The organism is Streptomyces sp. NPDC002206 (assembly GCF_053593595.1).
In genome coordinates, this window is sequence record NZ_JBSFCW010000039.1 from 31,574 (window position 1) to 58,041 (window position 26,468).

A 26,468-nucleotide genomic window follows, 5' to 3' on the forward strand; every position below is an offset into this window, starting at 1 on the left:
CCTCAGCTCCTCTCCGAGGTGCCACGGCCCTGCGGGGCGGTGGGCGGCAGCGGGTCGGTACGGGAGACCTGGGCCTCCGGGTAGGCGACATGGCCGGGTGCGACAGGAGGTGCTGGGACCTCGTCGATCTTTTCGGCGTGCTCGATGCGGCAGGCGCACACCTTGTACTCGGGGATCTTGGAGCGGGGGTCGAGGGCGTCGATGGTGAGGGCGTTGGCGGCGGTGGGGATCGGCCAGTGGTACGGGATGAAGACGGTGTCGGGGCGGATCGCCTCGGTGACGAGGGCAGGAAAGACCTCGCTGCCGCGCCGGGTGATGACGCGGACCGGTTCGCCGTTACGGAAGCCGTGGGAGGGGTGGACCTCGGCCCAGGGGCGCGGGGTCTGTTCGACGAGGGCGCCCAGCCGGCGGGTCTGGTTGCCGGAGAGGAAGTGGGCGACGGTGCGGCCGGTGGTGAGCGACATGGGGTGCTCGTCGTCGTACGGGTCCATCGGCGGGTGCCACTCGACGACCTGCAGATGGATCTTGCCGTCGGGGTGGTAGGTCCTGCCGTCCTCGAAGAGCCGGGGGGTGCCGGGGTGGTCGGTGGAGGGGCAGGGCCAGGCGATGCCGCCGGTCTCCTCCAGCCGTTCGTAGGTGATTCCGTAGTAGTCGTTGACGGTTCCGGCGGAGGCGATCCGCAGCTCGTCGAAGACCGCGCGCGAGTCGGCGAACGCGAATTTGTCGCCCGCGCCGAGCCGCCGGGCGAGTTCGCACATCACCCAAGTGTCGGTCCGTACCCCGGGAGGCGCCTCCTGGGCCTTGTTGTGCTTGACCACGCGGGCCTCGGCGTTGGCCATCACCCCTTCGTCCTCGGCCCAGGTGGTGACGGGAAAGACGACATGTGCGTTGGCAGCGGTCTCGGAAAGGAAGAAGTCGAATTGGGCATGGAATTCGGTGGCGTCGTACCCCTCCTTGACCACCCGGTAATTGGGCAGGGAGACGAAGGGGTTGTTGCAGATGCCGATCAGGCCGCGGATCTCGCGGCGCTGCATCTGCCAGACCATTTCCATCATCGAGGTACCGGCGGGCGGGAGTTCGGACTCCTCGATGCCCCAGATCTCGCAGATCTGCCGGCGGTGCTCCTCGTTCATGATCGAGCGGCCGCCGGGGAGGAGGTCGGCCTTCTGGCCGTGCTCGCGGCCACCCTGCCCGTTGCCCTGGCCGGTGAGGGTGCCGTAGCCGGCGCCGGGCTTGCCGATGTGGCCGGTGGCGGCGCAGAGGTTGATCACGGCGAGGCAGTTCTCGACGCCCTGCGAGTGGTGTTCGATACCGCGGGCATGCCAGGCCATGGCCTTGGGGGCGCGGGCGAAGGTGCGCGCGACCTGGACGATCTGTTCGGCGGGGATGCCGCAGATCTCGGCGGCGCGGGACGGTGGGTATTCGGCGGCCTTGGCCTTGACCTCGTCCCAGCCGGTGGCGTGGGCGGCGAGATATGCCTCGTCGGTGAGGCCCTCCTCGATGACCACGTTCAGGACGGAGGTGAAGAAGGCCGAGTCGGTGCCCGGCTTGAGGGCGACATGGATGTCGGCGGTGCGGGCGATTGCGGTCTCGCGCGGGTCGACGACGATCAGGCTGGCACCGCGGTCCCGGGCTCCCCACACGTACTGGGTCATCACGGGGAAGCATTCGCCGACGTTGGAGCCCGCGATCAGCAGGCAGTCGGTGAGCAGGCAGTCGGCGAAGGGGTTGCCCGCCCGGTCGATGCCGAAGGCGAGCTTGTTGGCACCCGCGGCACTGACCATGCAGAGCCGGCCGTTGTAGTCGACATGCCGGGACTTGAGGGCGACCCGGGCGAATTTGCCGACGAGATACGTCTTCTCGGAGAACAAGCTGGCACCGCCGAGGAGCCCGAAGGCGTCGTTGCCGTGGGCCTGCTGGATGCGTTTGATCTCGGAGACCGTGAAGTCGAGCGCCTCGTCCCAGGAGACCTCGCGGAACACCTCGTCGCGAGAGCGGCGCATCAGCGGGGCGGTGAGCCGGTCGGGGTGGTTGACCTGCTGATACGCATTGATGCCCTTGGGGCAGAGCCGCATCCGGTTGATGTCGTGGTTGCGGGGTTCGACGCCGAAGACCTTGCCGCCGCGGTCGACGCGCAGATACATCCCGCACTGGACGCCGCAGAAGCAGCAGTGGGTGGGGACGAGCGTCTCGCCGTCCTGGTCGGCGCGCCACTGGTCGGCCGGGATGCCGCCGGCGTCCCGGAAGGCCCGGGTGCCCGGCGGTGCGAGGGAGGGGTCGAGCGGGACGACCGGACGGGGGTCGGCGGTCACTTGAAGCCCTTCTTCACATGGGAGAGATAGGCGCTGCCGCGCAGCACCCGTTTGCAGCGCGGGCAGTATTCGGCCCACTCGTCGAAGTCGAGGCTGAGATCGCGCATGGTGCCGCGGAGGTTCTCGACGTACGGCCCGGTGTCGATGGGTTCCTCGCAGCGACGGCAGCTGAAGATCTCCTGGTCCTGCCGGCCGGTGTACTTGAACAGCTGCATACCGACCGCGGCCGGGCGCTGGACGATGTGGAAGAACTTCCCGAACGGGATGTAGATGAGAGTGAAGACCACCGACACCATGTGGAGGATCCCCAGGAATTCGTATCCGCCGCCGTGCAGGAAGATCGACGAGAAGGTGAGCAGCAGACCGGTCACGGAGATGACGATCAGGGCGATCAGCGGCACGAGGTCGTAGCCGAAGCGCTGGCCGGTGATGGCACCGCGGTCCTTCATACGGCGCCAGAGGAAGTAGGAGGCACCGGGGATGACGAGCACCGCGGCGATGTCCAGGCCGTGGAACATCAGCCAGCCGAGGACGTTCAGCGAATCGAAGCCGATGATCTTGAAGCCCCAGATGCGCATCTCGTAGCCGGGGCCCGAGCCGGTGCCGGAGGTGAAGGTGAACCAGCCCCAGGTCAGCGGGAACGTGATCAGGGAGGCGAGGATGCAGCCCCAGAAGATCAGCTGGTGGGCGGCCCAGCGGGCGTGCGAGCGGGCGCCGAGGAACTTCTGGAAGCCCAGATAAGTGGCGATCATCCTCGGCAGGGCGGTAGGGCTCTTGCGGAAGTTGGCCATGGAGAAGAAGCTGCGCCAGCCCTGCTTGAACAGGCGCCGGGCCCCGGGCGCGGAGACCCAGACCGTGTAGCGGTAGGCGACGCCGAAGGCGAGGAAGACCGTGGCGACCGCATACGGGAGGAGGGCGGAGTCGAAGTTCTCCAGAAGCCGGCTGCCGAACACGATCGCGAGGATCAGCAGGACGGAGACGATGACGCCGACCGCGGTCGCGCGGGAGGTGACGGACCGGAGGACCGAGGTGCGGGCGCTGCCGGGAGCGGGCGGTGCGGGCGTGTCCACGGCCGGGTTCGGCGCGGTGGCTGCTGCGGTTGCGCCTTCGTCTGCGGCTTCTGGGGGCTCGGTCACCCGCCCACCGTAGGGCCGGATAGGTCGGTTGGTCCCGATTTGGCGTCCGGCTGAGTGAGCGCGTCACCCGGCGGCACGAAGCCCGGTCGAGCGACGGTCCGCCGCGCAGGACCTGACCGGGACGCTTTCCCCGTACGATCTGCGCGTCCCGCCACCAGCCACCGGAGTGGTCTGCTGTGCTGGGCCCCATGCCCCGGATGACCGCCCGCAGCCGCACCGAGAAGCACCGCACCTCGACCCCGCTGGAACTCTTCTTCGACCTGTGCTTCGTCGTGGCTGTCGCCCAGGCGGGCGGTCGTCTCGTGCATGCCCTCGCCGAGGGACATCCCGGCACCGGGATCGCCGGCTATCTGGCCGTGTTCTTCGGGATCTGGTGGGCCTGGGTGAACTTCTCCTGGTTCGCCTCCGCGTACGACACCGACGACACGCTGTACCGCCTGGTCACGTTCGTCCAGATCACCGGTGTGCTCATCTTCGCCGCCGGGGTGCCGCGCGCCTTCGACAACGGGGACTGGACGCTCGGTGTCATCGGCTATGTGGTGATGCGGCTCGCGCTCACCAGCCAGTGGCTGCGGGTGGCCCACAGTTCCGAGGGCGCGGAACGCAGGGTCGCGCAGCGGTACGCCATCGGGATCGTCCTGGCCCAACTGGGCTGGATCGGCATACTGTTCGTGCCCGCCGACATGGCCGGCACCCGTACCGCGGTCTACGTGCTGCTCGCCCTGTGCGAGCTGTCAGTTCCGGCCGTCGCCGAGCGCGAGCGCGGGACGAGCTGGCATCCGCATCACATCGGCGAACGGTACGGCCTGTTCACCATCATCGTGCTCGGCGAGACGATCGCCGCGGCAACGGTCGCCGTCCAGGAGTCGGTCGACGAGCACGACGCGCTGGGCGAACTGCTGCCGGTCGCCGCGGGCGGACTGCTGATCGTCTTCGCCGGCTGGTGGATCTATTTCGCCGTGCCGATCCACCACTATCTCCGTGGCAGCAGGCAGTCGTTCATTTGGGGATACGGCCACTACGTGATCTTCGGTTCCGCCGCCGCGATCGGCGCGGGCATCGAGGTCGCGGTGGAGGAGGCCACCGGAAAGGCCCATGTGTCGACGGCAGCCGCCTCGGCCGCCGTGACCGTCCCCTCGGCAGTTTTTCTGCTGACGGTCTGGCTGCTGCACGCCCGCCACTTCAAGCGCGACCTCGCGGAGCAACTGCCCCTCCCCCTGGCCGCGGTGGCCATCCTGGCCTGTACGTTCGCCGGGGAGTATGCGGTCTTAGCGGCAGGCCTGGTGGCGGCCGCGACCGTGGCGGCCGGAGTGGCGCTGTCGCGGCGCCCGGCACCGGGCGGACCGGTTTCCACCCCCGTTCCGCCGACCCACGCGTGAGGAGCACACGATGGCCGGACAGCACACCGGGCAGGGCCAGGCACAGGGCGCGCAGCCGCCGACCGTCCTCCCCGCGGCCGGGAGGGACGCGCTGACGGATGTCGCCGGGCTGCGGGTCGGTCATGCGCGGGTGTCCGGCGACGGCGCGCTGACCGGCACCACCGTCGTCCTCGCCCCCGAGGGCGGCGCGGTCGCCGCCGTCGACGTACGGGGCGGCGGCCCGGGCACCCGGGAGACGGACGCGCTCGACCCCCGCAATCTGGTGCAGCGCATCGACGCCGTCGTCCTGACGGGCGGCAGCGCGTACGGACTGGACGCGGCGTCCGGCGTGATGGCCTGGCTGGAGGAGCAGGGGCGGGGCGTGCGGGTCGGTCCCGATCCGTCTCAGGTGGTGCCGGTGGTCCCGGCCGCGTGCATCTTCGACCTGGGGCGGGGCGGCGACTGGCGGGCCCGCCCGGACGCCTCGACCGGCCGCGCCGCGGTGGAGGCCGCGGCAGGTACGGAGTCGGGTGCCCCGGTCGCGGAGGGCGGGGTCGGCGCCGGCACAGGAGCGGTCGCAGGCCGGGTCAAGGGCGGTGTGGGCACGGCGAGCGTGCGGCTGCCGTCGGGGATCACGGTCGGCGTGCTGGTCGTGGTGAACGCGGCAGGTTCGGTGGTCGATCCGGTGACCGGGGTGCTGTACGGCGAGTACGGAGCCGCCGAACCGCCCGTGTACCCCCCGGCGGAGGTCCACAGGACCGCCGGGCGCCGACTGGCCGAAGCGCGGGACGCAGAGACCCGCCCTCCGCTCAACACCACGCTCGCCGTCGTCGCCACGGACGCGGATCTCACCCGGGCGCAGGCGCAGAAGCTCGCGGGCACGGCGCACGACGGACTGGCGCGCGCCGTGCGTCCCGTACACCTGCTGAACGACGGGGACACGGTCTTCGCGCTCGCCACCGGTGAGCGGCCGCTGCCCCCGGACAACCCCATCGCGCTGAACGAACTCCTGACGGCGGGCGCGGACGTGCTGACGCGCGCGATCGTGAAGGCCGTACGGGCGGCCGAGAGCGTCGACGCCCGCCGCCCCGGCGCGGGCACGTACCCCTCGTACAGCGATCTCTACGGCAGCGGCTGACCGCCGACTCGCCATCCGCACAAGGAAGTTCGGACGAAACGCCAGGAACTATCCGCGTGTGCCGTACGTTTTCCGGAACCCCGGTCTCGATGTCAGACCCAGGGACTACGTTAAGCACGCATCGTGTAACACGCGGCGACGGCCTGGAGACAGCACCTTGAGCGATCCGTACGAGACAACCGAGCAGCACCTCGAGCGACTCCTGCGACGCGCACTCAACTCTTTCGACCTGCCCGACTGCACGGTCGAGAGACTCGGCACGGCACTGGCCCACAGCAGCTCCCTGCACTCCTCGCACCACAGTTCCGTACTGCACCGCGAGACCTACCGGCATACCTATCTGCTGGCCGACGGCTCGGCCCTGACCCTGTGGGAACTGGTCCACGGGGGCGCCAGGGACGCGACGGACCTCCGGTCGCGGACGCGGCCCGGCCCTCAGCACCACGAGCTGTACGACGACGAGGCCGACGCCCATGTGGCCGCCGCCCGGCTGGCCGGCAGCTTCTCCGACATGCCGGCGTTCGGCGACGACGCCCCGCAGGCGGACCTGGAGATACACACGGTCCTGATGGCCGCGCCGCCGGCGCCGCTGCCCCGGATGTACGCGCCGGACAACTCCGCGGACCACGCCCGCCGCGTGCTGCGCCGCGCGGAGAACGGCGACGTGCCGGGCGAGGAGACCGCGCGTCTGCTGCGGGCCGCCTTCGCCCACCACATCACCCAGATCTTCGGCCGGCAGCGCCGGGTCGACGGGCGGGACGCCGGTTTCACCCTGTACGAGCACGCCTTCCTGCTTCTCGACGGCAGCGAGACGAGCCTGTGGGAGGTCGAGCACACGGCGACGCCCGACGGCCGCCACATGTGCGAGGTGTACGGGGACGAGCAGGCGGCGCGCGAGGCGATGGAGAACCGCACGCACATCTGCTGACCGGCGACGGCTCTCACCCGCCGCAGCACGCGCAAGCGGCCGGGGCCCCACGCAAGGGTGCCCGCACCCCCGAGGGTGCGGGCACCGCGCAGGCAGGCGCTCGGCCGGCCGACAGACACACTCAGTGCGTCAGCGCGGCCTCCTCGGCCATCTCGCCCGGCGTGGCGTCGGCGTCCTGGACGTCCTCGCCGCCCTCCACGTGCTGCCGCGGTCGCGCCGGCAGCGCGAACATCACCAGGAAGATCAGCGCGAGCACCCCGGCCACCCACCACAGCGAGTGCTGGAACGCCTCGACGAACGCCGGGCCCATCGCCTGCGGCGCCAGCCGGTCGCTGATCGACCCGAAGAAGACGACCGAGACGAGTCCGAGCCCCAGCGCGTTGCCCATCTGCTGCACGGTGTTGATCAGCCCGGACGCCGATCCGGAGTGTTCCTTCGGCACCTCGGACAGCACCGCGTCCGTCAGCGGGGCCACGATCAGCCCCATCCCGATCCCCATGACGACCAGCGGCAGAGCCATCTGCCAGGGGGCGATGTCCATGCCGTAGCGGTCGGACTCCCAGATGTAGAGCAGCAGTCCGGCGACCATCAGCAGCGCGCCCGCCTGCAGGACCTTGCGGCCGAACCGGGGTACCAGCTTCTGTACGGAGATGCCGGCCGCGAAGGAGACGGCGATCGAGAACGGGATACCGGTCGTGCCCGCCCGCAGCGCGCTCCAGCCGAGGCCGATTTGCATGTACAGCGTCCAGACCAGGAAGAAGATGCCGAGGCCGATCCCGAAGGTGAGCTGGACGGCGATACCCGCCGCGAAGCTCTTGACCCGGAACAGCGAGAGCTCGACGAGCGGCGAACCGTCCTTGCGCGCCTTCGCCCGCTCGAACAGCACCAGGGCCGCGAACACCAGGACACTGCCGATCATCGACATGTATCCCCACAGCGGCCAGCCCAGCTCGCGCCCGCGGGTCAGTGGGTAGAGCAGCATCAGCAGTCCCAGCGTCACCAGCGCGACACCGACCAGGTCGAGGCGGAGCGCCTTCGGCGCCTTGGACTCCGTGATGAACTTCCGGCCCAGGATCAGTCCCGCGATGCCGACCGGCAGGTTGATCAGGAAGATTGGCCGCCACTCCAGGCCCGCGATGTTCCACTCGGTGAGCAGGGCGCCCAGCAGCGGTCCCGAGACCGCGCCGAGGCCGACGATCGCACCGAAGAGGCCGAAGACCTTGCCGCGCTCGTGTGCCGGGAACGTGGCATGCACGATCGACAGCACCTGCGGGACCATCAGCGCGGCGGTGCCGCCCTGCAGGATGCGGGAGGCGACCAGCATCTCCGGGTTCGCGGCGAAGCCGCAGAGCGCGGAGGCCAGCGTGAAGCCGCCGATACCGATGAGGAAGAGCCGCTTGCGGCCGTAGATGTCGCCGAGCCGGCCGCCCGTGATCAGACCGGCCGCGAAGGCCAGGGCGTATCCGGCGGTGATCCACTGGATCGAGCTGAACGAGGCACCTGTGTCGCGCTTGATGCTCGGTATGGCGATGTTGACGATCGTGACGTCGACCAGGTCCATGAAGGCCGCGGTCATCACGATGGCGAGCGCGAACCACCGGCGCCGGTCCGACGGGTCCGAGGGCACCGTGGGAACGGCCGCCGTGGACGGCAGCGATGCGGAAGAAGTCATATGAAGAAGTTAAACGTCCATTAGGTCAGGTCATGACCCAATGAACCGGCACCCTGGATCCATGACCGATACCCCGGCACGACTGCTGAATCTGCTGTCGCTCCTCCAGACGCCGCGCGAGTGGCCGGGCAGCGAGCTCGCCGAGCGGCTCGACGTCAGCCCGCGCACCATCCGCCGCGACATCGACCGGCTCCGCGACCTCGGCTATCCGGTCGAGGCGTCGCGCGGCTCGGTCGGTGGCTACCGCCTGGTCGCAGGCGCAGCCATGCCGCCGCTGCTCCTGGACGACGAGGAGGCGGTGGCGATCGCGGTGGGGCTGCGGGCGGGGGCCGGGCATGCCATCGAGGGGGTCGACGAGGCATCCGTGCGGGCCCTGGCCAAGCTGGAGCAGGTGCTGCCGTCCCGGCTGCGGCACCGGGTATCGACCCTGCAGAACGCAACCATGCCACTGACCCGCGGTGACGGTTCGACCATCGATCCGCACACGCTGACGGTGATGGCGGCGGCGGTCACCGGCCGGGAGCGGCTGCGGTTCGCGTACCGGGCGGGGGACGGCGCCGAGACGAAACGGCAGGCCGAGCCGTACCGGCTGGTGAGCACGGGGTGGCGGTGGTATCTCGTCGCGTACGACCTGGGGCGCGAGGCATGGCGTACGTTCCGCGTCGACCGGGTGAGCGAGCCGTTCGCCACGGGGGCCCGCTTCACACCGCGTGAGCTGCCCACGGGGGACGCCGCGGCCTTCCTCACCGACTCCATCCGGCGCCGGCAGCCGGAGCTGGCGGTCGATGTGAGCTTCGCGGCCCCGGCGGAATTCGTGTCCGCGCGGCTGCCCCCGGCGTTCGGTCCGCTGGAGCCGACCGGCGAGCACAGCTGCCGGCTCCGTGCGGTCATGGCGGACTCACTGGAGTGGGTGGCACTCCGACTGGCACTGGTCGACTGCGAGTTCACCGCGCACCAGCCGGCGCAGCTGGTGGAGTTCCTGAGCGATCTGGGCGCCCGGCTGACGCGTGCGGCAGCACTCTCCTCACCGTGACGGCAAAGAAATGAGCCCCGGCGCCAGGGGGGGGTGGGCGCCGGGACTCAGCTCATGGGGTCCGCCCGAAGCGGCTCATATCGGAGGCTACTGGACTCGGGCTCACGCCGCAGCGTCAAAACCCGTGTCGTGGGCCATTCGCTTCAGTTCGAGCAGTGCGTGCTTCTCGATCTGCCGGATCCGCTCGCGCGTCAGACCGTGCTGCTTGCCGACCTCGGTGAGAGTCCGCTCACGTCCGTCCTCGATGCCGTACCGCATACGGATGATCGACGCGGTGCGGTTGTCGAGCTTGCCGATCAGGTCTTCCAGCTCCTCGCTGCGCAGCAGCGTCATCACGGACTGCTCGGGCGACACCGCGGAGGTGTCCTCCAGCAGATCACCGAACTGGGTCTCGCCCTCGTCGTCCACGGACATGTTGAGGCTGACCGGGTCGCGGGCCCAGTCCAGGACGTCACCGACGCGCGTGGGCGTGGAGTCCAGCTCGGCGGCTATCTCCGCGTGCTCGGGCTCGCGCCCGTGCTCACGGTTGAACTCGCGCTGGACACGGCGGATCCGGCCGAGCTCCTCCACCAGGTGGACAGGGAGCCGGATCGTACGGGACTGGTCGGCTATGGAGCGGGTGATTGCCTGACGGATCCACCACGTCGCATAGGTGGAGAACTTGAAGCCCTTGGCGTAGTCGAACTTCTCGACCGCGCGCACCAAACCCGCGTTCCCCTCCTGGATCAGGTCGAGCAGGGGCAGCCCGGCCCGCGGATAGCGGCGGGCGACAGCAACCACGAGTCGAAGGTTGGAACGGATGAATATGTCCTTGGCGCGCTCGCCCTCGGCGACCAGCGCCTCCAGCTCCTCACGCGTCGCTCCACCGGCTTCGCTCTCCACCACACCGTCGAGGACCTGCCGGGCGAATACGCCCGCCTCGACGGCTTGCGACAGCTCGACCTCCTTCGCGGCGTCGAGCAGCGGCGTACGCGCGATCTCGTCCAGGTACATGCCGACCAGGTCGCGATCGGCGATTTCCCCGCCTACGGCGCGAACACTGCTTGCCCGGCTGCTCCCACCACTGGTGGACGAACGACGGGCGACGGCACGGGTTGCCATGCGTGCTCCCTTGCTGAGTAGGTCGCGACACCCTCTCGGGTGCCCTGCATCCGTTGGAAACAACGACTGGAATCCGGACAGAATTCCCATGCCTCGCATTCATTTTCGCGATCATGCAGTACCCTGTCGCGCCGAGAGGGGAGGGTTCATGCCGGAAATGCCGGAACTCCGCACAGAGGTGCAGGTCAGGCCGGGCGTCACGAGCGATTTGGCGGCCCTCACCGACATCTACAACCACTACGTCCGTGAGACTGCGCTCACATTCGACACCGTCCCCTTCACACCCGAACAGCGGATGCCGTGGCTGCTCTCTCACCCTGAAGACGGCCCGCACCGTCTTCTGGTTGCTCAGGATGTCCGCATTGTCGGCCTCGCATCGGTCCTGGGCTACGCGACCAGCAGCGCCTTCCGCCCCAAGGCGGCGTACGCCACATCGGTGGAGGTGAGCGTGTACTGCACGCCACAGGCCGCCGGCCAGGGCGTCGGCACGCTCCTGTACGAGTCGCTCTTCGAGGCCCTCGCGGACGAGGATCTGCATCGCGCGTACGCGGGCATCGCCCTGCCCAACGACGCCTCGGTCCGGCTGCACGAGCGTTTCGGCTTCCGCCATGTCGGTACGTACGCCGAGGTGGGCCGGAAGTTCGGCAGGTACTGGGACGTGGCCTGGTACGAGAAGCCTCTGGGCCCGGAGACCTAGGACCCGGCGGGGTCGCAGCGTAGGTCCGCAGCCCCTTACGGGCGGCGGGCCCCGCGCCTAGCGTGTTCCGGCATGACCGACACGACAGGCAGGACAGACCTCATAGGCGCACCGGGCAGGGCACCGGTCGACGCCACCGGCACGCTCGACGAGGCGCTGGAGCGGCTCCACACCGCGGGTCCCGAGCGGAACGGCTGGCTGAGCAACCATGGCCCGATGGCCGTCGAGGCGCTCGTACGGCACGGCCAGGCACCGGCCGTCCACCGTTGGCTCGATCACTACAGCCACAAGCTGGAGGACATGCCGGCCCCCGCGGCCCGGGTCACCACGGAGAACTGGCGCGAGGCCCTGGGCGACCCGCGCAGGATCGCCGACTGGACGATGTACTTCGAGCAGGAGACGGCCCGGCGCCCCTGGCAGGACGTCCTCACCGAGTGGTGGCCGCGGCTGCTGCCGGGCATCGCCGCGGGCGCCACCCACCCCGTGATCCGGGTCGGCCACGCCGTGCGCACCCTGCTCGGCGGTGAAGCGAACGCGCCCCGGATCACCGAGCTCGCGCACGGCCTCGGCTACTGGGCCGCCCGCCACCAGCCGCTGCCCGCGCTGGACCCACCGGCCTCGCTCGTGCCCGCGCCGAGTGCCGCGGCCGCGCTGGACGCCGTACCGCCGGTGGCCGACCCGAGCGGCGGCATCCGCGACCGGCTGGCGCAGCTCACCGCGTTCCCGCTGTGGCCGCAACAGTTCGCGGACGATCCGGACGTGGCGCGCGCCCGGCTGGCGGAGCTGGTCAGGGCCGCGACCCACCGCTACACCACCCACGGCCATGGCGAACCGATCATGCTGGTGCACGCCGCGACCGCACCCAACGCCGTACTGCGTACGCTGCCCGCTCTCCCCCGTGACCTGTGGCACCGGAGCCTGGCCGCCGCCTGGGCCGCGAGCGCCGCGGTCACCGCCGCGTACAGCCCGGCCGACCCCGTCCCGTACACCGCATCGCCGTCGGCATCCTCGGCGGACGAGATCTTCGCACGGGCGGCGGCGCACGGCGACGACCACACGATCAAGTTCACCGACACCGCACTGGACGTCGGCGACACGACAGCCCTGGCCGCCGCACTCCGCTCGATCGAACTGAACCCGCCGGCGCTCTGACCACTCAGCCGAACTGCACCGACCGCTTCGCGAGCCCCATCCAGAACCCGTCGATGACGCTGCGCCCCTGGTCGAGCTCGCCCTCCGAGGCGCCCAGCGTCACGAAGAGCGGCGCGAAGTGCTCGGTGCGCGGATGGGCCAGCCGGCCGGCCGGGGACTTGCGCTCGAAGTCGAGCAGCGCGTCGATGTCCTGCGCCTGCAGCGCCCGGTGTCCCCAGTCGTCGAACTCCACCGACCAGCCGGGGTTGCCACCGCCCGCGTGCCGCAGTGCGGCGAGGTTGTGGGTGAAGAAGCCGCTGCCGACGATCAGTACGCCCTCGTCGCGCAGCGGCGCGAGCTTGCGTCCGATGTCCATCAGCTTCTGCGGGTCCAGCGTCGGCATGGAGATCTGGAGTACGGGGATGTCGGCGCCCGGGAACATCTCCACCAGCGGGACGTACGCCCCGTGGTCGAGCCCGCGGTCCGGGATGTCCTGGACCGGTGTACCGGCGCCGCGCAGCAGCTTGCGTACGTTCTCCGCCAGCTGCGGGGCGCCCGGGGCCGCGTACCGCACCTGGTAGTAGTGCTCGGGGAAGCCCCAGAAGTCATGGACGAGCGGGACGGCCTCGGTCGCGCCCAGGGCGAGCGGGGCTTCCTCCCAGTGGGCGGAGACCATGAGGATCGCGCTGGGACGGGGCAGGTCGGCGGACCATGCGGCCAGCTGGCCGGGCCAGACCGGGTCGTCGGCCAGCGGCGGCGCACCGTGGGAAAGATAAAGGGCGGGCATCCGCTCCGCGGTGACAGTCATGACACTCCCCATCCACTGCTACTGAAGATAAAGCTTCAACGGGGGCCCTCGATGCTCCGAAGCTCGAAGTTTCTTGAAGCTTCAAGTTCCCAGCTACGGAGACCTTAGCCCTATCTAGTTCAACTTTCAAGAAAAGGTCGTACAGTGGAGTACATGACCACGGCACCCACCGGCGGGCCCCGCTGGCTCTCCGACGATGAGCAGAGCGTCTGGCGCGCCTATCTCCAGGCCACCACGCTCCTGGAGGACCATCTCGACCGCCAGTTGCAGCGCGACGCCGGCATGCCGCACATCTACTACGGACTGCTCGTCCAGCTCGCCCAGGCGCCCCGGCGTCGGATGCGGATGACCCAGCTGGCCAAGGACGTCAAGATCACCCGGTCCCGTCTCTCGCACGCCGTCGCCCGGCTGGAACGCAACGGCTGGGTGCGACGGGAGGACTGTCCGTCCGACAAGCGCGGGCAGAACGCGGTTCTCACCGACGAGGGTCACGAGATGCTCAGCCGGTCCGCGCCGGGTCATGTCAGTGCCGTGCGCCAGGCGATGTTCGACCGGCTCACCCCCGAGCAGGTGCGCTCGTTCGGCGAGATCATGCAGATCATCGCCACCGGACTGGAGCCGGACGGCACGGACGCGGACCTGCCCTGGCTGCGCTAGGGGGGTCCTGCCGACGCACCGCGTACCGACGCGGGTCTGCCCCGGCTCCGCCGAGCGGAACCGGGGCAGACCCCTGTTCACGTCACTTCATGTGACTCCACGCCGCGCGTCCCTCGTCAGTGCGCGACGACCGGGACCTTGAACTCGTCCTCGACCCCGTCGGCATCCCCCGAGCCGGAGCCCGAGTTCACCGCAGTCGCCGAAGGACGTCCGGCGTTGATGAACGTCACCGCGATCGCGGACGCCACCACCAGGATGCCGACCGCCCACCAGATGGCCCCCGTGAAGCCGTGCACCATCGCCTGGAGCTTCAGCAGCTTCGGGTCCGTGGCAGCCAGCGCGGCGTGCGAGGTGGCGTACGCCGTGGCGGCCGAGGCGGCGATCGTGTTCAGCAGCGCCGTACCGATCGCGCCGCCCACCTGCTGCGAAGTGTTGACCATCGCGGACGCCACACCCGAGTCCCGCGGCTCGACCCCGTGCGTGGCAAGCGACATGGCCGGCATGAACGCCGTACCCATGCCCAGACCCAGCAGGAGCTGCGCCGGCAGGATGAGCGCCGGGTAGGAGGAACCGATCTCCAGCTGCGTCAGCAGCAGCATGCCGACGGCGGCGGTCAGGAAGCCCGGACCCATCAGCTTGCGGGCCGCGACCCGCGTCATCAGCCGGGCGCCGATCTGCGTCGAACCGGTGATCATGCCCGCGATCATCGGGAGGAAGGCGAACCCCGTCTTGATCGGGGAGTACCCCTTCACGACCTGCAGGTAGTACGTCAGGAAGAGGAACAGCCCGAACATCGCGATGATGGCCAGCCCCAGCGAGAGGTAGACACCGCCACGATTGCGGTCCATCACCACGCGCAGCGGCAGCAGCGGCGACTTGACCCTGGCCTCGGTCAGGACGAACGACAGGAGCAGCACACCGGACGCGACGAACATGCCGATGGTCAGCGGGTCCGACCAGCCGCTGGACTCGGCGCGGGTGAATCCGTACACCAGCGAGACCAGACCCAGCGCGGAGAGCACCACGCCCGGAATGTCGAGCGACGAGCGGTTACGGCTGCCGACCGGCTCGCGGATCACGAAGTACGCGCCCGCGGCCGCGACGATGGCGAACGGGATGTTGACGAAGAACGTCCAGCGCCAGTTCAGCGTCTGGGTGAGGAAGCCGCCGAGGATCAGGCCGACGGCGCCACCGCCACCGGCGATCGCACCGTAGATACCGAACGCCTTGGCGCGCTCCTTGGCATCGGTGAACATCACGGCGAGCAGCGAGAGCGCGGCCGGGGCGAGCAGGGCGCCGAAGACACCCTGGAGCGCGCGTGAACCGAACAGCATGCCCTGGTTCTGAGCCGCGCCACCGAGCGCGGAAGCCAACGCGAAGCCGATCAGACCGACGACGAAGGTGCGCTTGCGGCCCCACAGGTCGGCGATCCGGCCGCCGAAGAGCAGCAGTCCGCCGAAGGCGAGGGCGTAGGCCGTGATGACCCACTGCTTGTTGGCATCGGTGATGCCCAGGGCCGTCTGTGCGTGCGGCAGCGCGATATTCACGATCGTGGCATCGAGCACGACCATCAGCTGCGCGAGTGCGATGAAGGCCAGCGCTTTCCAGCGGCTGGGGTCAGGGAGTCGTGGATCAGCTGTTTTTGACACGGGAGTAGCCACCTAAGGACGTGCGTGGACGCGAAGGGTCGTGAACCGTGACCGTGAACGCAGAACGTCCCGGCCTGTGAACGGTGAGGGTGAAAAGTGCGAAGGGAGAGAGCCGGTAGAAGTGGGAGTGGAAGTGAGGTCAGTCGTGAGGTGGGGGTGGTGAGGGCGCGTAGGACACGCAGCCGGACGGCGTCTGCTTCAGCAGCCCGGCGCGGGCCTCATGGGCGGCACCGCAGATCCTCCAAGGTTGCCGCCGTACCGGGCAGTTCGGACCGGGCCGGAGCCTCGAGGCCATCCAGGAACAGCTGGAGATGACGGTGGATGAACCGGTCGATGTCCAGGCACGCGGTGCCCGGCAGCGGCCGGGTGAGCTGGGAGAGGCCGACCAGCACGTCACCGACGGCTATGTCGGTGCGCAGGCGCCCCGCGGACATGGCGCGTGCCACGAGCCCTTCGACGGCCTCTTCGAGGCGGCGACGCTCGGCGAGCAGTTCGGGATGGTCCTTGTCGAAGCTGCCGGACAGCGTCGGACAGAGCGCCGCGATGCGTTCGTCGGCTGCCGCGTGGACGAAGCGGCTGAGCGCAGCGAAGGGGTCGGCCTCCTCGGCCGCTGCCTCCTCCGCACGGTCGGTGGTGCGGGAGGTGACCGAGAGAACGACCTCATGGGTCAGCGCGGCCCGGTCGGGAAAGTTCCGGTAGAGCGTGGCGTTGCCGACGCCTGCACGGCGGGCGATCTCGTCGAGCGGCACATCCGGCCCGAACTCGACGAACATCTCGCGCGCCGCCGCCACGATCCGCTCACGGTTGCGCAGCGCGTCCGCCCGCGGGCGGGACGTGCGGCGCGGCGCCGTCCCGGTGTCGGTGTCGGCGGCGATGCGAGTGACGGTCTCCACGACGGCAGCCCCTTCCCTTCCGGCTCTTGCTGGCTCTTGCGCGACCCGGATGCGTACAACCGGGGAGCGCCTCCCCGTTTCGCGGGGACACGGGTTCAAACGGGGAATGAGCCCCCGGTTATTTCCCACCTTTGATGTGACCTGAGTCACATCGATCGAATGGAGAATCCACCGATCGGCGCACCCAACGCGCGGCCGCGCACCGCCCGCCAGAGGGTGATCAGCAGAGCGCAGTCAGGGCCCGTCGGCTGCCGCGGACCCCGGAAGGCGACTCTATGCAGCAACCCCGCCACCGGATACCCAGCCGCCGCCGCACCCTCGCACTCGCCGGGGCAACCACGCTGGTCATCGTCGCCACAGCCTCGGCCAGCAGCACGCTCTCCCCCTCCGGCCACGCCTCCGCGGGACCAGCGGCCACCGCGGAGGCGGCTGGGCTCGGACCGTGCCGGATATCCGCGACGATGGGCGTGCAGATGTCGGAGGGCATGCCGACCCCGACCGGCTACTCCCGGTCCACCGGTGAGGTGCACGCGCTCAACCTGATGATCGACTTCCCGGACGCACCAGGACTCGGGGCGGCGATGGACCGGCTCGCCGAATTCTTCCCGCAGACCACCGCCTGGTTCCGGACCAGTTCGTACGGCCGGCTCATCTACCGGCCCGAAGTCCCCGTGAAGAGCTGGCTGCGGATGCCGCTGCCGTTCTCGGCGTACGGGATAGAGCGCGGCTCAGCGTACGAACCGGGCTACCGCCATCTGGTCCAGGACATCGTGGCCATCGCCGACCAGAAGGTGGACTTCCGCGAGTACGACCTGGTCAATGTCCTGGTCACACCGAACGCCGGACCCTCCGCGCTGGACACCGTCCTGTCCGTGACCTTCTCGGGCAACGCCGACGCCCCGCTCGCGGACGGCGTCCCGCTCGCCAACACGTCCTTCATCTACAGCCGCCAGGACGACGGCTCCGGGTCGTACGCGCAGACCGGCTACCGCGTCCTGCCGCACGAGAACAGTCATGTCTTCGGCCTGCCCGACCTCTACACCATGGAGGGCGGCGGCTCGGTCGGGCACTGGGACATCATGTCCGAGGACTGGGGGGCCAACAACGATCTGCTCGGCTGGCACAAGTGGAAGCTCGGCTGGCTCGACAACAACCAGATCAGCTGCGCCTCCAAACCCGGCACCACCGACCGCATCCTCGGGCCGCTGGCCACCCGGGGCGGTCTGAAGCTGGCCTTCGTGCCGCTCAGTGCGGAGTCGGGCTACGCGGTGGAGGTACGGACCCAGGCGGGCAACGACCGGGCGGTCTGCAGGCCCGGCGTACTCATCTACAAGGTGCGCTCCGACGTGGACACCGGCCAGGGGCCGGTCTCCGTCGCGGACAGCACCAAGGGCAGCAGAGGCTGCACACGCTCTCCCAATGTGCAGGCCGAGCTCTCCGACGCCCCGTTCCAGCCCGGCCAGACGTTCGCCGACCCGACCGAAGGGATACGCATATCGGTGGTCGACAAGGACTCCAAGGGCAACTACCGGGTCCGCATCACCCGCTCCTGATCACGCCCCTCCCCTGCTACCCGCTCTTCGTCCCTCTCCCCCGCACCTCGTCGTCGACCGGCCTGCGCAGTTCACGCTTGAGAATCTTCCCGGTCGGGTTCCGCGGAAGCGGCTCTTCGCGTACGAGGACATGGGCCGGCACCTTGAACGCGGCCAGGCTCCGCCCCACGTGCGCCCGCAGCTCGTCAGCCGTGACGGTGGCGCCGGGCCGCAGCCGGACGACCGCAGCGACCTCCTCGCCGAGGACCGGGTGCGCCACACCCAGCACCGCCGCGTCCTCGACGTCCGGGTGATCGTGGAGCACGGCCTCGACCTCCACGCAGTACACGTTCTCACCGCCGCGGATCACCATGTCCTTGAGCCGGTCCACGACGCTGACCCGCCCGTCACGCACCAGCGCGAGATCGCCGGTCCGGAACCATCCGTCCGTGAACGCCTCGGCCGTCGCCGCCTCGTTGTGCCAGTAGCCGCGGACCAGTGACTGGCCGCGCAGCCACAGCTCGCCGATCTCGCCCTCGGGCAGTGCCTCACCCGCCGGACCGGCGATCCGCACCTCGGTGGTGGGGGCCGGCCGGCCGACGCTGCCCGGGTGCAGCCGGTAGTCGGCGCCGAAGTTCGCCAGGACGCCGCCGCAGGTCTCGGTCAGGCCGTAGCCGTTGCGCGGCTCGATCCGCTCGCCGTACCGGGCGGTGAGCTGCGCCACCAGGTCGGGCGGAGCGGCGGCCCCGCCGGTGTTCAGCATCTGGAGGCTCGCCAGCTCGTCGCCCGCCCGCTCGGCGGCGGCGAGCAGCTGAAGGGCGGTGGCCGGGACGCCCGCGTAGTGCGTTACGCCGTGCTCGCGGATCAGCCGCAGCGCCTCCTCGTCGTCCCACTTCCGCATGAGCACGAGCGCACCGCCCGCCGCCATGGCCGCGTAGAAAGAGGTGAACGCGGCGACATGGAAGAACGGAAAGGTCATCAGGGTGACCGGCGCGGGCCCCTGTCCCGGAATGATCCCGCGTCGGAGTGCGGAAGCGGTCGCGTAGAACCGCGGGTTGAGTGCGGCGCCCACCTGGGCGAGGTGGGTGGCGACGGCGCCCTTGGGCCGTCCGGTGGTGCCCGAGGTGTAGATGATCGTCGCATCGTCCTCGGGGCGGATCTCGACCTCGGGCGGTGCGGCGAGCGGGTCGGGCGCGGGCAGGTCCTCGTATCGCTCGGCCCCCTGCGGAATCACGCCGTCCCGGTGGTGGAAGACGACCACGCGAGCCTCGGTCTTCTCCGCCCACGCGGAGACGCGCGGCAGCCGCTCCCCGTCCACCAGCAGCACCCTCGGTCCGCAGTCGTCGAGCGCGTACGTGAACTCGTCCTCGGTCCACCAGGCGTTGAGCGGAACGGCGACGAGACCGGCCAGCTGCGCGGCCCAGAAGGCGATCTGCCACTCGGGGTGGTTGCGCATCGCGACGACGGCCCGGTCGCCGGGGCAGAGCCCGTACACCTCGGTCAGCCGGCACGCCAGCGCGGACGCGGCGGCGAAGAACTCCGCGTACGAGTAGCTGCGCTCGGCGGCGATCAGGAACGGCTGGTCCCCGAAGGCCCAGGTGGTCTCCACGAATTCGCGGAGGGTCCTGGGCCCGTCCGCGTACACGAGCGCGCCGGCCTGTGGGCCGTCCTGCAACCGCACGACGGCGAACGGGGCTCCTGGTCCGGTCAGCGCCGCCTCGATGCGGGCGGCGGCATCCGGGGCCGGGTCGGCGGGGATCGGGTCGGTGTGCGGCACGAACGACCTCTCCAAGCGCTTGCTCAGTACTTTCGTGACGCTATGCCCGCCCCCATGCCCCGTCAAGACACCCCGCTCCCCACACCGTGCGGGCGTCCGGCAGCACCTTCACCGATGCACCGCCCGCCTGCCTCCATCACCCCTGCGCCTCATCCGCTACCCTGTCCTGGACTGCCGTCAGCGGTAGCCCGCCTTCGTAGCTCAGGGGATAGAGCACCGCTCTCCTAAAGCGGGTGTCGCAGGTTCGAATCCTGCCGGGGGCACGCCAAGAAGGGCCAGTTCAGAGGCTTGATCCTCTCGAACTGGCCCTTTCGCATGATCACGTCCGTGCCACACACGTGCCACTACGTCGCGGCGTCTCCCTGCCGTTGGCGGATCATCGACCCCAGCCGATCGGCGATCGCACGGTCCCGGTCGGCGGTCATGTGCTGATAGATCAATGCGGCACGGGCGGTGCTGTGCCCCATGCGCGTCATCAGCTCACGCGTGCTCGCCCCGGCAGCGGCCAAGGTGTTTCCCGTGTGCCGCAGATCATGGAAGTGGACATCGGCAGCGATGCCCGCATCCTCGCGCGCCTTGATCCAGTCGTCCCGGAAGTTGCTGCGCCGTAACTGTCCGCCCTGGGGGCCAAGGAAGACGTGACCGTCACGGCCCGCCCCCGCGTAGCGCTCCAGGTGCTCGACGACGTCGGCCAGGATCTCGTCCGGGAAGGCGACGGGGCGCACGTCGGCCGCCGACTTCGGAGCCTTGTCGAAGAGCTTGCCGTCCTGCATCTCGGCCTGGGCGCGCTGTACCAGGACCACCCGCCCGGCAGTATCGATGTCCCGGCGGCGCAGCGACGCCAGCTCACCGAACCGCAATGTGGTGAAGGCCGCGAGTAGGACGAGCAGCCGGTAGCGCGGCGCCATGGCATCGGCCACCGCGTACACCTCGGCCACGGTCAAAACTGGGCGCTCGGGCACGTCGTACCGGTCGGCCCCCTTGACCCGGCAGGGATTGCGGCGAACGAGTTCATCGTCAACAGCCGTGTTCATGATGGCTCGAAGGACCTGATACGCCTTGACGACGGAAAGTGGTTGCCGCGCTCCGGGCCCACTCGCCGAAGCCGTTGCCGGAAGGCTCCAGCATGGTCCGCCAATGGAAGCGGTGGGAGTCCGGCGAGGTTCATGCCGAGCGACTTCTACCAGCCGATCATTGCCGCCACCTTCGGCACCGTGACCCATGCGATCTTCCCCGTCGCTGGGCAGCGGGATGGAAACGCCGAGATCGTCGCGGCGAGCGGCATGGAAACACTGGACATCATCAGCCGGTTGCAGGCATCCGACGTCGACACCGCCACTCTTGACGCACTCCGGATCACCACCGACCGACTGTGCTCGGAGTACCCATACCTGCCAAGCGGGCAGCTGGCCGCCGAGGGCAGGCAGTGGCTCAAGCACGTTGCCGGGCTTCAGGCCCAACGCCTCACGCTCGCGCAGCACCGCGAAGTGCTCACCCTCTCCGGATGGCTCGCACTCCTAATCGGCTGCGTCGAGTACGACATGGGCGACCGCGCAGCGGCAGAGAGCACCCGCAGGGCAGCCCTGTCTTTAGCTCGTGAGGCGGACAACCCGGAGATCTCCGGTTGGGCCCACGAGATGCGCGCATGGTTCGCCCTCACGACAGGCGACTACCGCGGAATCCTGGCAGCCTCGCAGGCCGGGACCGACGCGTCCCCCAAGCACGGGGTTGCGGTGCAGCTTGCCGCCCAGGAGGCGAAGGGTTGGGCGCGGCTGGGAGACCGGCGGCAGACGGAAGTGGCGTTGGATCGAGGGCGGAAGCTCCTCGAAGGAATGCCGTACCCCGAGAACCTTGACCACCACTTCGTGGTGGACCCGGCGAAGTTCGACTTCTACGCGATGGACTGCTACCGCCTGCTCGGAGAGGACCGCTTCGCCGAGAACCTTGCCCACGAGGTGATCCGGGCGGGCACTGACTTCGACGGCTCCGAACGCTCACCGATGCGCATGGCGGAAGCGCGGATCACCCTTGGCGTGGTGGCAGCCCGACAGGGCGACTTGGACCAGGCCGTGAACTACGGCGAGTGGGCGCTGAAGGGGGACCGGCAGTCCCTGCCCTCCCTGCTCATGGTCAGCCGAGAACTGGCGGCCATCATCAACCAGGACTACGCCACGGAGACGGCAGGCCGGGAGTACCTGGATCACCTGACCGCGCTCACTCGCGCCGGCTGAGGGTTGTCCCGAGTTGGAGACGGCTCATTTCGGAGAAGGGTCTCCGTGAAGACACGTCAGGGAGGCCGCGGCGCCCCTGAACCGCAGGCACCGTGTTCAGGCGCCGAGGCTCTCGATGGTCTCCTGCACCAGGTGGTTGCCCGAGCTGGGGAGCCAAGCGGTCACCGGCGACAACTTGGCGACGGCCGCGCCCAGCCACTGTGGATCACCGAGACGGTCCAGTGCCTTCGCCTCGGAAAGCTTGCGAACCAGGGCCTTCAGCAGGAACACGTGGCTGCCCGTGTAGTGGCGCTTGTGGTGCGTGTATCGCACCGACCACGGCTCGGATGGGTGGCGGAGCAGCCCCTGCAGGGAGCAGCCGTCACGCCCAGTCTCATAAGGGGTATTGCTGAATGCGCCGACGAAACCTCCGGTACGGGTAGCCTCCCACTTCCAGCAGGTCGCATGAACCCCCAGTTGCACGAACTGGGGCCACTGGACGACGGACTGAGGCGCGGGATCCGCACGCCTGTAGTGCTCGATGCCCTCGGGCATGAGTACCACGCACAGGCCGTCCTTCCGTTTCGGATCCCCGATTATCCACCGGTCTCCGACCAGCTCCAGCGGCCCCAGGTGCTGCGCCACGATGTTCCCCTCAATCCCTGCCATCCCTCTGGACCGGGAACAATAACCGCCGCCACAGGGGACGGTCCTCCGAGGGCGTCGCGCCGCACCGGCCGTGTGGCCCGGCCCCGTCTTCCGTTGTGGTTCGGCATCGACCGGTTTGCTGGCCGGACAGCTTCTTAAGGCCTGTTACAGGTTTCTCTACCTCATCAAGGCTCCTCGCTCCGCTCGTCGCGCGCTCCCCGGCTCACCGCCGGGGCCCTGCGCTCCTGTCTCCGCCCCGCTCTGGGCCCCGGCTACGCCGGTCGCGCAACTAGAGCGAGACAACCTGGACGAGGTGGCTACGCCCACGAGTTCCGACAGCAGCGGCGGATGCGGCGTACGGCAGCTGGAGCATCCCGATGGTGCCGCTGTCGCCGAAATCACAGCGCTGGGTCTAGCTGTCCACAGCAGGCGTGGCCATGATCAGGAGCATGGACGAGGGGGGTTCGATGCTGCACGTCATTTCGCTGGTCGTCGTGGGGGTCGCCGTGGTGCTCTACGTTGCGGCGGGTGTCCTGGCCCTCACGACCGGCCGGGTTGTGCCGTGGCAGCGGGGGTACATCCTGCGGCCCCGGCTGTGGGGCTCCGGAGCCCTGGCGTTCGGCGCGGGGATGGCGCTGAACCAGTACGCCGGCACGGTGCACGACCTCACCACCTCCGACGCCCTCTTCGCCTGCAGCATGCTTATGCTGATCTGCGGTGGGGTCCTGCAGTACGTCGGCCAGCCTGTCGGCCGCCTTCGCAAATGACGGCTGCACGGCGCTCACCCTCCTGAAGGACGCCGGATACCACCTGGTAGCTCGGTGGCGACGTACTCCGGGCCGACGTGAATACAGCCAACGAGGGACACGGCAGGCACAAGACATGCCTCCGGCGGGGGCGCTCAGACTCCGGGATGGGAGGGGCGCCGTTCGCGGGTGCCGGCGGATTCGTGGCGAGCGTTGTGGGCTTCCATCCCGTCCGCCTTCGTCCCAGGCAGAGCCGAGCAGACGCGGCCCATGGCGTCCAGGTCGTTCGTACAGTGGCGCGCTCCACCTGGACGCCATGAACCACGCCCGCTCCACGGTGTGTGGGCCGAAGGCGGACGGGATGGAAGCTGGGGCAAGTGGTGCTTCACCGTCGCAGAGCGACGCCATCTCGTTGGGGCCCGCAGGGTGCTCTGCAGGCAAGCAGCGAAGGACCTGGAGCGCTGTTCATCCGGGCGGCTCTGCGAGGACCTCCGCAATGGCGCGTCGCCCCAGCTCAGCCATGGCAGGGTTGGTGTCGCGGTAGTAAGAGATCCCGCCGACGAAGGTGAGTGCCCAGCCTCGTCCGCGGGCCCAGGTCGCGTCGTCAAACCCTGCTGACTCCCGGAAGATCTGCCGCGTCTTCGCGGTGAGCAATGTCCACGCTGCGATCGCGTCGCAGGCCGGGTCGCCCGCGCCTGCCGCTCCGAAATCGATCACTGCGCGGAGTCCGTTGCCGGCGACCAGGACGTTGCCGGGGATAAGGTCGCCGTGCGTCCAAACGGGCGGTCCGTCCCAACTTGGCTGGTCGAGAGCCTGTTCCCAGGCGGCAAGGACAGCACGGGCGTTGATGACATCCGCTGCCTTGGCGGTCCACTCCCGTACGTAGGCATCGCGAGTATGCAATGACCCGCCCCGGTAGCCCTGCCGCACCCCGGTCGCATCGGCCATGCGCATTGCTGCGACGAACTCGCCGAGGTCTATGGCGAACCGGTCTCCGTCCCTCTCCTCACCCGTCGGGTGCACTCCATCGATCCAGCGACCGATCGCCCAGGGGAAGGGATACCCCTCGCCTGGCCGTCCCAGAGCGATCGGTTCGGGCACCCCAGCGGGAAGGAGCGGAGCCAGTCGCGGCAGCCAGTGATGCTCGAACTCCACCTGCTCAACGGCGTCCGCAATACGGGGCAAGCGGACCGCCATGTCGTCACCGAGCCGACAGATCGTGTTGTTGGTGCCCGCAGACTGCACCATCCTCAGCGGCAGGTCGGCCCACCCCGGAAACTGCCGCGCCAGCAGCCGCCGCACCAGCGACACGTCGATATGGACTTCGTTCTTATGCATCATCAACCGGGACCCTAACCCACGGTCAACAGAGCATCGAGGAGTACAGGCGCTGTCCACCTCACCCGCGACCAGGAACGCCTCTACCCCACCCCCGACCAGCACCCCAACCGCATCACAGCCTGCACGGTGATCTTCCCTCAGCACGAACTACACCCAATTACGTGAAAGCCCACAGGGGCGGCGCCGCGCATGCCAGATCTGGCCCGCTCGTCAACACGCGTGCCGTGTCCATGCGTTCTCTTACCCGGCCGGGACCGTGCCCGTTGCATGCCCGTTACGGCGGGGCGCAGCGGGGACTCACGGGGAACAGCGGCACCGACCACGCTCCGGCCCAGGTCAGGGGCTTCGCAGGTCAGCCGCCACCCGCATACGGGGTCTTCCAAACTAGTGCTTCAGGCCCTCGATGCGCCGACCTGCGCTGTACCGTCTTCGTGAACGATCACGGGGAGGCGAACAATGACAGGTGATCTCCAGTTCAGTTGGGAGCTCTACAGCACTGGCTGGGCGACGTGCCGCATCGCTGACAGCTCCTCGGAGTGCAAGGACTCCGTCAGCTACTGCACGGACGCTCTTGCCGACTTGCTATACGCAGTCGCAGGTCTCTATGGACCTTCGACCGTCCAGCGGGTCTCCTTCGACCTTGAGCCGGCCGAAGCGCGATGGGTTCTGCGCCGCCGGGGCCCGGACGTGGACATCGCGGTCTACCGGTTCCCGGACATGGCGGTGAGCTTCGGTGTGCCCGACAGGGAGGGCTCGCTCTCCTGGAGCTCCACGCAACCCCTTAGCGCCCTCAGTCACTCCGTCACGGAGGCGGCACAGACAGTGCTGCGGACCCATGGAGAGGACGGCTACCACGAGAAGTGGAGACGCTACCCCTTCCCCGTTGCCGCCCTGCAAGATCTTCGCCGACTGCACCTGCGAGACGACGGCTGCGAGCGCAGGCACGACCCGTTGGTTGCCTCGCCGGAAGAAGCCGAGCGTTGATCCCCGCCCCGTCACATCGAGCACGCTTGTGGCGCCAGACCACATCGCTGACCACGTGGTGGATCGTGATCACCATTACCCTCTGGTCACTGGGCAAGGGCATTGGTCAATCGGCCGAGCTCGCACCGTGCGCGGCGTCCGCCGCTTTCCTAGTTGCCATAGGTGAGGCCGGGGACTGGGTACGTCGACGCCGGAGGACACGGCGACAGGCCCGCGGAGCGCCTACCCGCTGACGCCGCAGATGGCCATCTGCGGAAGCACAACTCACGCAGCGGGCCGGGGACGGAGACGATCCGCCTCTCTGCCCCTGGGCGATCAGGCTTCCCGCACGGGGCTCGGCTCGGCTGCCGCCTTATGGCGGGCAATGCAGACCCTCGCATCGATGCCCACCGCGCCCTCCTGCTGACGCTCGTCGTCAGTCCCCGTGCCACAACCGCGCCAGATCAGACGGGGACTCACGGGGAACTGCGGCTGCTGGTGGAGACCACAGTCAGCAGGCGCCGAAGTCCGCGTCAGCCAGGTCAGGCGCCAACTCGCCCCACCACGCTCCTAAAGCGGGTGTCGCAGGTTCGAATCCTGCCGGGGGCACAAGCGTGACCCGGGGAAACGCCCCGGGCCGGGAGGCGAATTCCAGGGGTCGTTGCAACACAGGTGATCAACTGGCTGTTGCCAGGAGCTTAGCGAGACGCTCGGCTGGGGTTTCCCAGCAGAGCGTTT

The 26,468-nt window shown here is 69.2% G+C and carries 21 protein-coding genes, 1 tRNA gene and 1 pseudogene; 12 read left to right on the top strand and 11 right to left on the bottom strand.

Annotation, left to right across the window (positions count from 1 at the left end; translation table 11 throughout):
* Window positions 1-2: 2 nt before the first annotated feature.
* On the bottom strand, window positions 3-2,312 hold the full coding sequence (locus ACWCP8_RS36115; RefSeq protein ID WP_352265387.1) for a molybdopterin oxidoreductase family protein: 2,310 nt from the start codon (window positions 2,310-2,312) through the stop codon (window positions 3-5).
* Window positions 2,309-3,448 (bottom strand): MFS transporter, encoded by a 1,140-nt coding sequence (locus tag ACWCP8_RS36120; protein WP_451120546.1) that lies wholly within the window; start codon window positions 3,446-3,448, stop codon window positions 2,309-2,311. Before ACWCP8_RS36120 ends, ACWCP8_RS36115 begins: the two co-directional genes overlap by 4 nt.
* Before the next feature lie 188 nt (window positions 3,449-3,636).
* Between ACWCP8_RS36120 and ACWCP8_RS36125 the strand changes: the two genes are divergently transcribed.
* The 3 genes from ACWCP8_RS36125 to ACWCP8_RS36135 all read left to right on the top strand — a co-directional run bounded on the left by ACWCP8_RS36125 (window position 3,637) and on the right by ACWCP8_RS36135 (window position 6,872).
* Entirely contained in the window at window positions 3,637-4,827 is a 1,191-nt protein-coding gene (locus ACWCP8_RS36125) for a low temperature requirement protein A (protein ID WP_451120548.1), read from the top strand.
* A gap of 10 nt (window positions 4,828-4,837) precedes the next feature.
* A complete protein-coding gene (locus tag ACWCP8_RS36130; RefSeq protein WP_451120550.1) occupies window positions 4,838-5,944 on the top strand; it encodes a P1 family peptidase in 1,107 nt (368 codons plus the stop codon).
* Between the two features lie 157 nt (window positions 5,945-6,101).
* The gene (locus ACWCP8_RS36135; RefSeq protein WP_352265381.1) at window positions 6,102-6,872 is read left to right on the top strand and encodes a DUF6227 family protein; all 771 of its coding nucleotides are present in this window, start codon (window positions 6,102-6,104) and stop codon (window positions 6,870-6,872) included.
* Window positions 6,873-6,993: 121 nt separating this feature from the next.
* Here the strand turns inward: ACWCP8_RS36135 and ACWCP8_RS36140 are convergent, their stop codons facing one another.
* Window positions 6,994-8,544, bottom strand: coding sequence for an MFS transporter (locus ACWCP8_RS36140; protein WP_352265379.1), 1,551 nt, complete (start codon window positions 8,542-8,544; stop codon window positions 6,994-6,996).
* Between the two features lie 61 nt (window positions 8,545-8,605).
* Between ACWCP8_RS36140 and ACWCP8_RS36145 the strand changes: the two genes are divergently transcribed.
* Window positions 8,606-9,577, top strand: coding sequence for a helix-turn-helix transcriptional regulator (locus ACWCP8_RS36145; protein WP_352265377.1), 972 nt, complete (start codon window positions 8,606-8,608; stop codon window positions 9,575-9,577).
* Between the two features lie 102 nt (window positions 9,578-9,679).
* Here the strand turns inward: ACWCP8_RS36145 and ACWCP8_RS36150 are convergent, their stop codons facing one another.
* Window positions 9,680-10,678 (bottom strand): sigma-70 family RNA polymerase sigma factor, encoded by a 999-nt coding sequence (locus tag ACWCP8_RS36150; protein WP_352265375.1) that lies wholly within the window; start codon window positions 10,676-10,678, stop codon window positions 9,680-9,682.
* 157 nt (window positions 10,679-10,835) lie between these two features.
* Here ACWCP8_RS36150 and ACWCP8_RS36155 point away from each other — a divergent pair, with 157 nt between their 5' ends.
* Both ACWCP8_RS36155 and ACWCP8_RS36160 read left to right on the top strand, forming a co-directional pair.
* Window positions 10,836-11,375 (top strand): GNAT family N-acetyltransferase, encoded by a 540-nt coding sequence (locus tag ACWCP8_RS36155; protein ID WP_352265632.1) that lies wholly within the window; start codon window positions 10,836-10,838, stop codon window positions 11,373-11,375.
* Between the two features lie 72 nt (window positions 11,376-11,447).
* Window positions 11,448-12,527 carry a questin oxidase family protein gene (locus ACWCP8_RS36160; RefSeq protein ID WP_352265373.1) on the top strand — a complete coding sequence of 360 codons (1,080 nt, stop codon included), beginning with the start codon at window positions 11,448-11,450 and terminating at the stop codon, window positions 12,525-12,527.
* Between the two features lie 4 nt (window positions 12,528-12,531).
* Here ACWCP8_RS36160 and ACWCP8_RS36165 read toward each other — a convergent pair whose 3' ends face one another.
* Window positions 12,532-13,314, bottom strand: a complete 783-nt coding sequence (locus ACWCP8_RS36165; RefSeq protein WP_352265371.1) for a dioxygenase family protein — start codon at window positions 13,312-13,314, stop codon at window positions 12,532-12,534.
* A 144-nt stretch (window positions 13,315-13,458) separates the two neighbouring features.
* On the opposite strand from ACWCP8_RS36165, the gene ACWCP8_RS36170 reads away from it, so the two are divergent.
* A complete protein-coding gene (locus ACWCP8_RS36170; protein ID WP_352265369.1) occupies window positions 13,459-13,971 on the top strand; it encodes a MarR family winged helix-turn-helix transcriptional regulator in 513 nt (170 codons plus the stop codon).
* A gap of 116 nt (window positions 13,972-14,087) precedes the next feature.
* Here the strand turns inward: ACWCP8_RS36170 and ACWCP8_RS36175 are convergent, their stop codons facing one another.
* Window positions 14,088-15,620: an MFS transporter gene (locus tag ACWCP8_RS36175; RefSeq protein ID WP_352265367.1), complete on the bottom strand. Its 1,533-nt coding sequence runs from the start codon at window positions 15,618-15,620 to the stop codon at window positions 14,088-14,090.
* A 218-nt stretch (window positions 15,621-15,838) separates the two neighbouring features.
* A complete protein-coding gene (locus ACWCP8_RS36180) occupies window positions 15,839-16,513 on the bottom strand; it encodes a TetR/AcrR family transcriptional regulator (RefSeq protein WP_352265365.1) in 675 nt (224 codons plus the stop codon).
* A 275-nt stretch (window positions 16,514-16,788) separates the two neighbouring features.
* Between ACWCP8_RS36180 and ACWCP8_RS36185 the strand changes: the two genes are divergently transcribed.
* Window positions 16,789-18,066, top strand: a complete 1,278-nt coding sequence (locus ACWCP8_RS36185) for a M6 family metalloprotease domain-containing protein (protein WP_352265363.1) — start codon at window positions 16,789-16,791, stop codon at window positions 18,064-18,066.
* A 16-nt stretch (window positions 18,067-18,082) separates the two neighbouring features.
* Here the strand turns inward: ACWCP8_RS36185 and ACWCP8_RS36190 are convergent, their stop codons facing one another.
* Window positions 18,083-19,822: a class I adenylate-forming enzyme family protein gene (locus ACWCP8_RS36190; RefSeq protein WP_451120555.1), complete on the bottom strand. Its 1,740-nt coding sequence runs from the start codon at window positions 19,820-19,822 to the stop codon at window positions 18,083-18,085.
* 190 nt (window positions 19,823-20,012) lie between these two features.
* Here ACWCP8_RS36190 and ACWCP8_RS36195 point away from each other — a divergent pair.
* Window positions 20,013-20,085, top strand: a tRNA-Arg gene (locus ACWCP8_RS36195).
* An 81-nt stretch (window positions 20,086-20,166) separates the two neighbouring features.
* Here the strand turns inward: ACWCP8_RS36195 and ACWCP8_RS36200 are convergent.
* Window positions 20,167-20,892: pseudogene (locus tag ACWCP8_RS36200) on the bottom strand (tyrosine-type recombinase/integrase); the annotation flags it as partial.
* Between the two features lie 96 nt (window positions 20,893-20,988).
* On the opposite strand from ACWCP8_RS36200, the gene ACWCP8_RS36205 reads away from it, so the two are divergent.
* Window positions 20,989-22,053: an XRE family transcriptional regulator gene (locus ACWCP8_RS36205; RefSeq protein ID WP_451120566.1), complete on the top strand. Its 1,065-nt coding sequence runs from the start codon at window positions 20,989-20,991 to the stop codon at window positions 22,051-22,053.
* A 96-nt stretch (window positions 22,054-22,149) separates the two neighbouring features.
* On the opposite strand, the gene ACWCP8_RS36210 is transcribed toward ACWCP8_RS36205, so the two are convergent.
* On the bottom strand, window positions 22,150-22,677 hold the full coding sequence (locus ACWCP8_RS36210; RefSeq protein ID WP_451120557.1) for a hypothetical protein: 528 nt from the start codon (window positions 22,675-22,677) through the stop codon (window positions 22,150-22,152).
* 452 nt (window positions 22,678-23,129) lie between these two features.
* Here ACWCP8_RS36210 and ACWCP8_RS36215 point away from each other — a divergent pair, with 452 nt between their 5' ends.
* Window positions 23,130-23,447: a hypothetical protein gene (locus tag ACWCP8_RS36215; RefSeq protein WP_451120559.1), complete on the top strand. Its 318-nt coding sequence runs from the start codon at window positions 23,130-23,132 to the stop codon at window positions 23,445-23,447.
* A 444-nt stretch (window positions 23,448-23,891) separates the two neighbouring features.
* Here the strand turns inward: ACWCP8_RS36215 and ACWCP8_RS36220 are convergent, their stop codons facing one another.
* Window positions 23,892-24,911 (bottom strand): aminoglycoside phosphotransferase family protein, encoded by a 1,020-nt coding sequence (locus ACWCP8_RS36220; protein WP_451120561.1) that lies wholly within the window; start codon window positions 24,909-24,911, stop codon window positions 23,892-23,894.
* Between the two features lie 312 nt (window positions 24,912-25,223).
* On the opposite strand from ACWCP8_RS36220, the gene ACWCP8_RS36225 reads away from it, so the two are divergent.
* A complete protein-coding gene (locus tag ACWCP8_RS36225; protein WP_352265353.1) occupies window positions 25,224-25,751 on the top strand; it encodes a hypothetical protein in 528 nt (175 codons plus the stop codon).
* Window positions 25,752-26,468 lie beyond the last annotated feature (717 nt).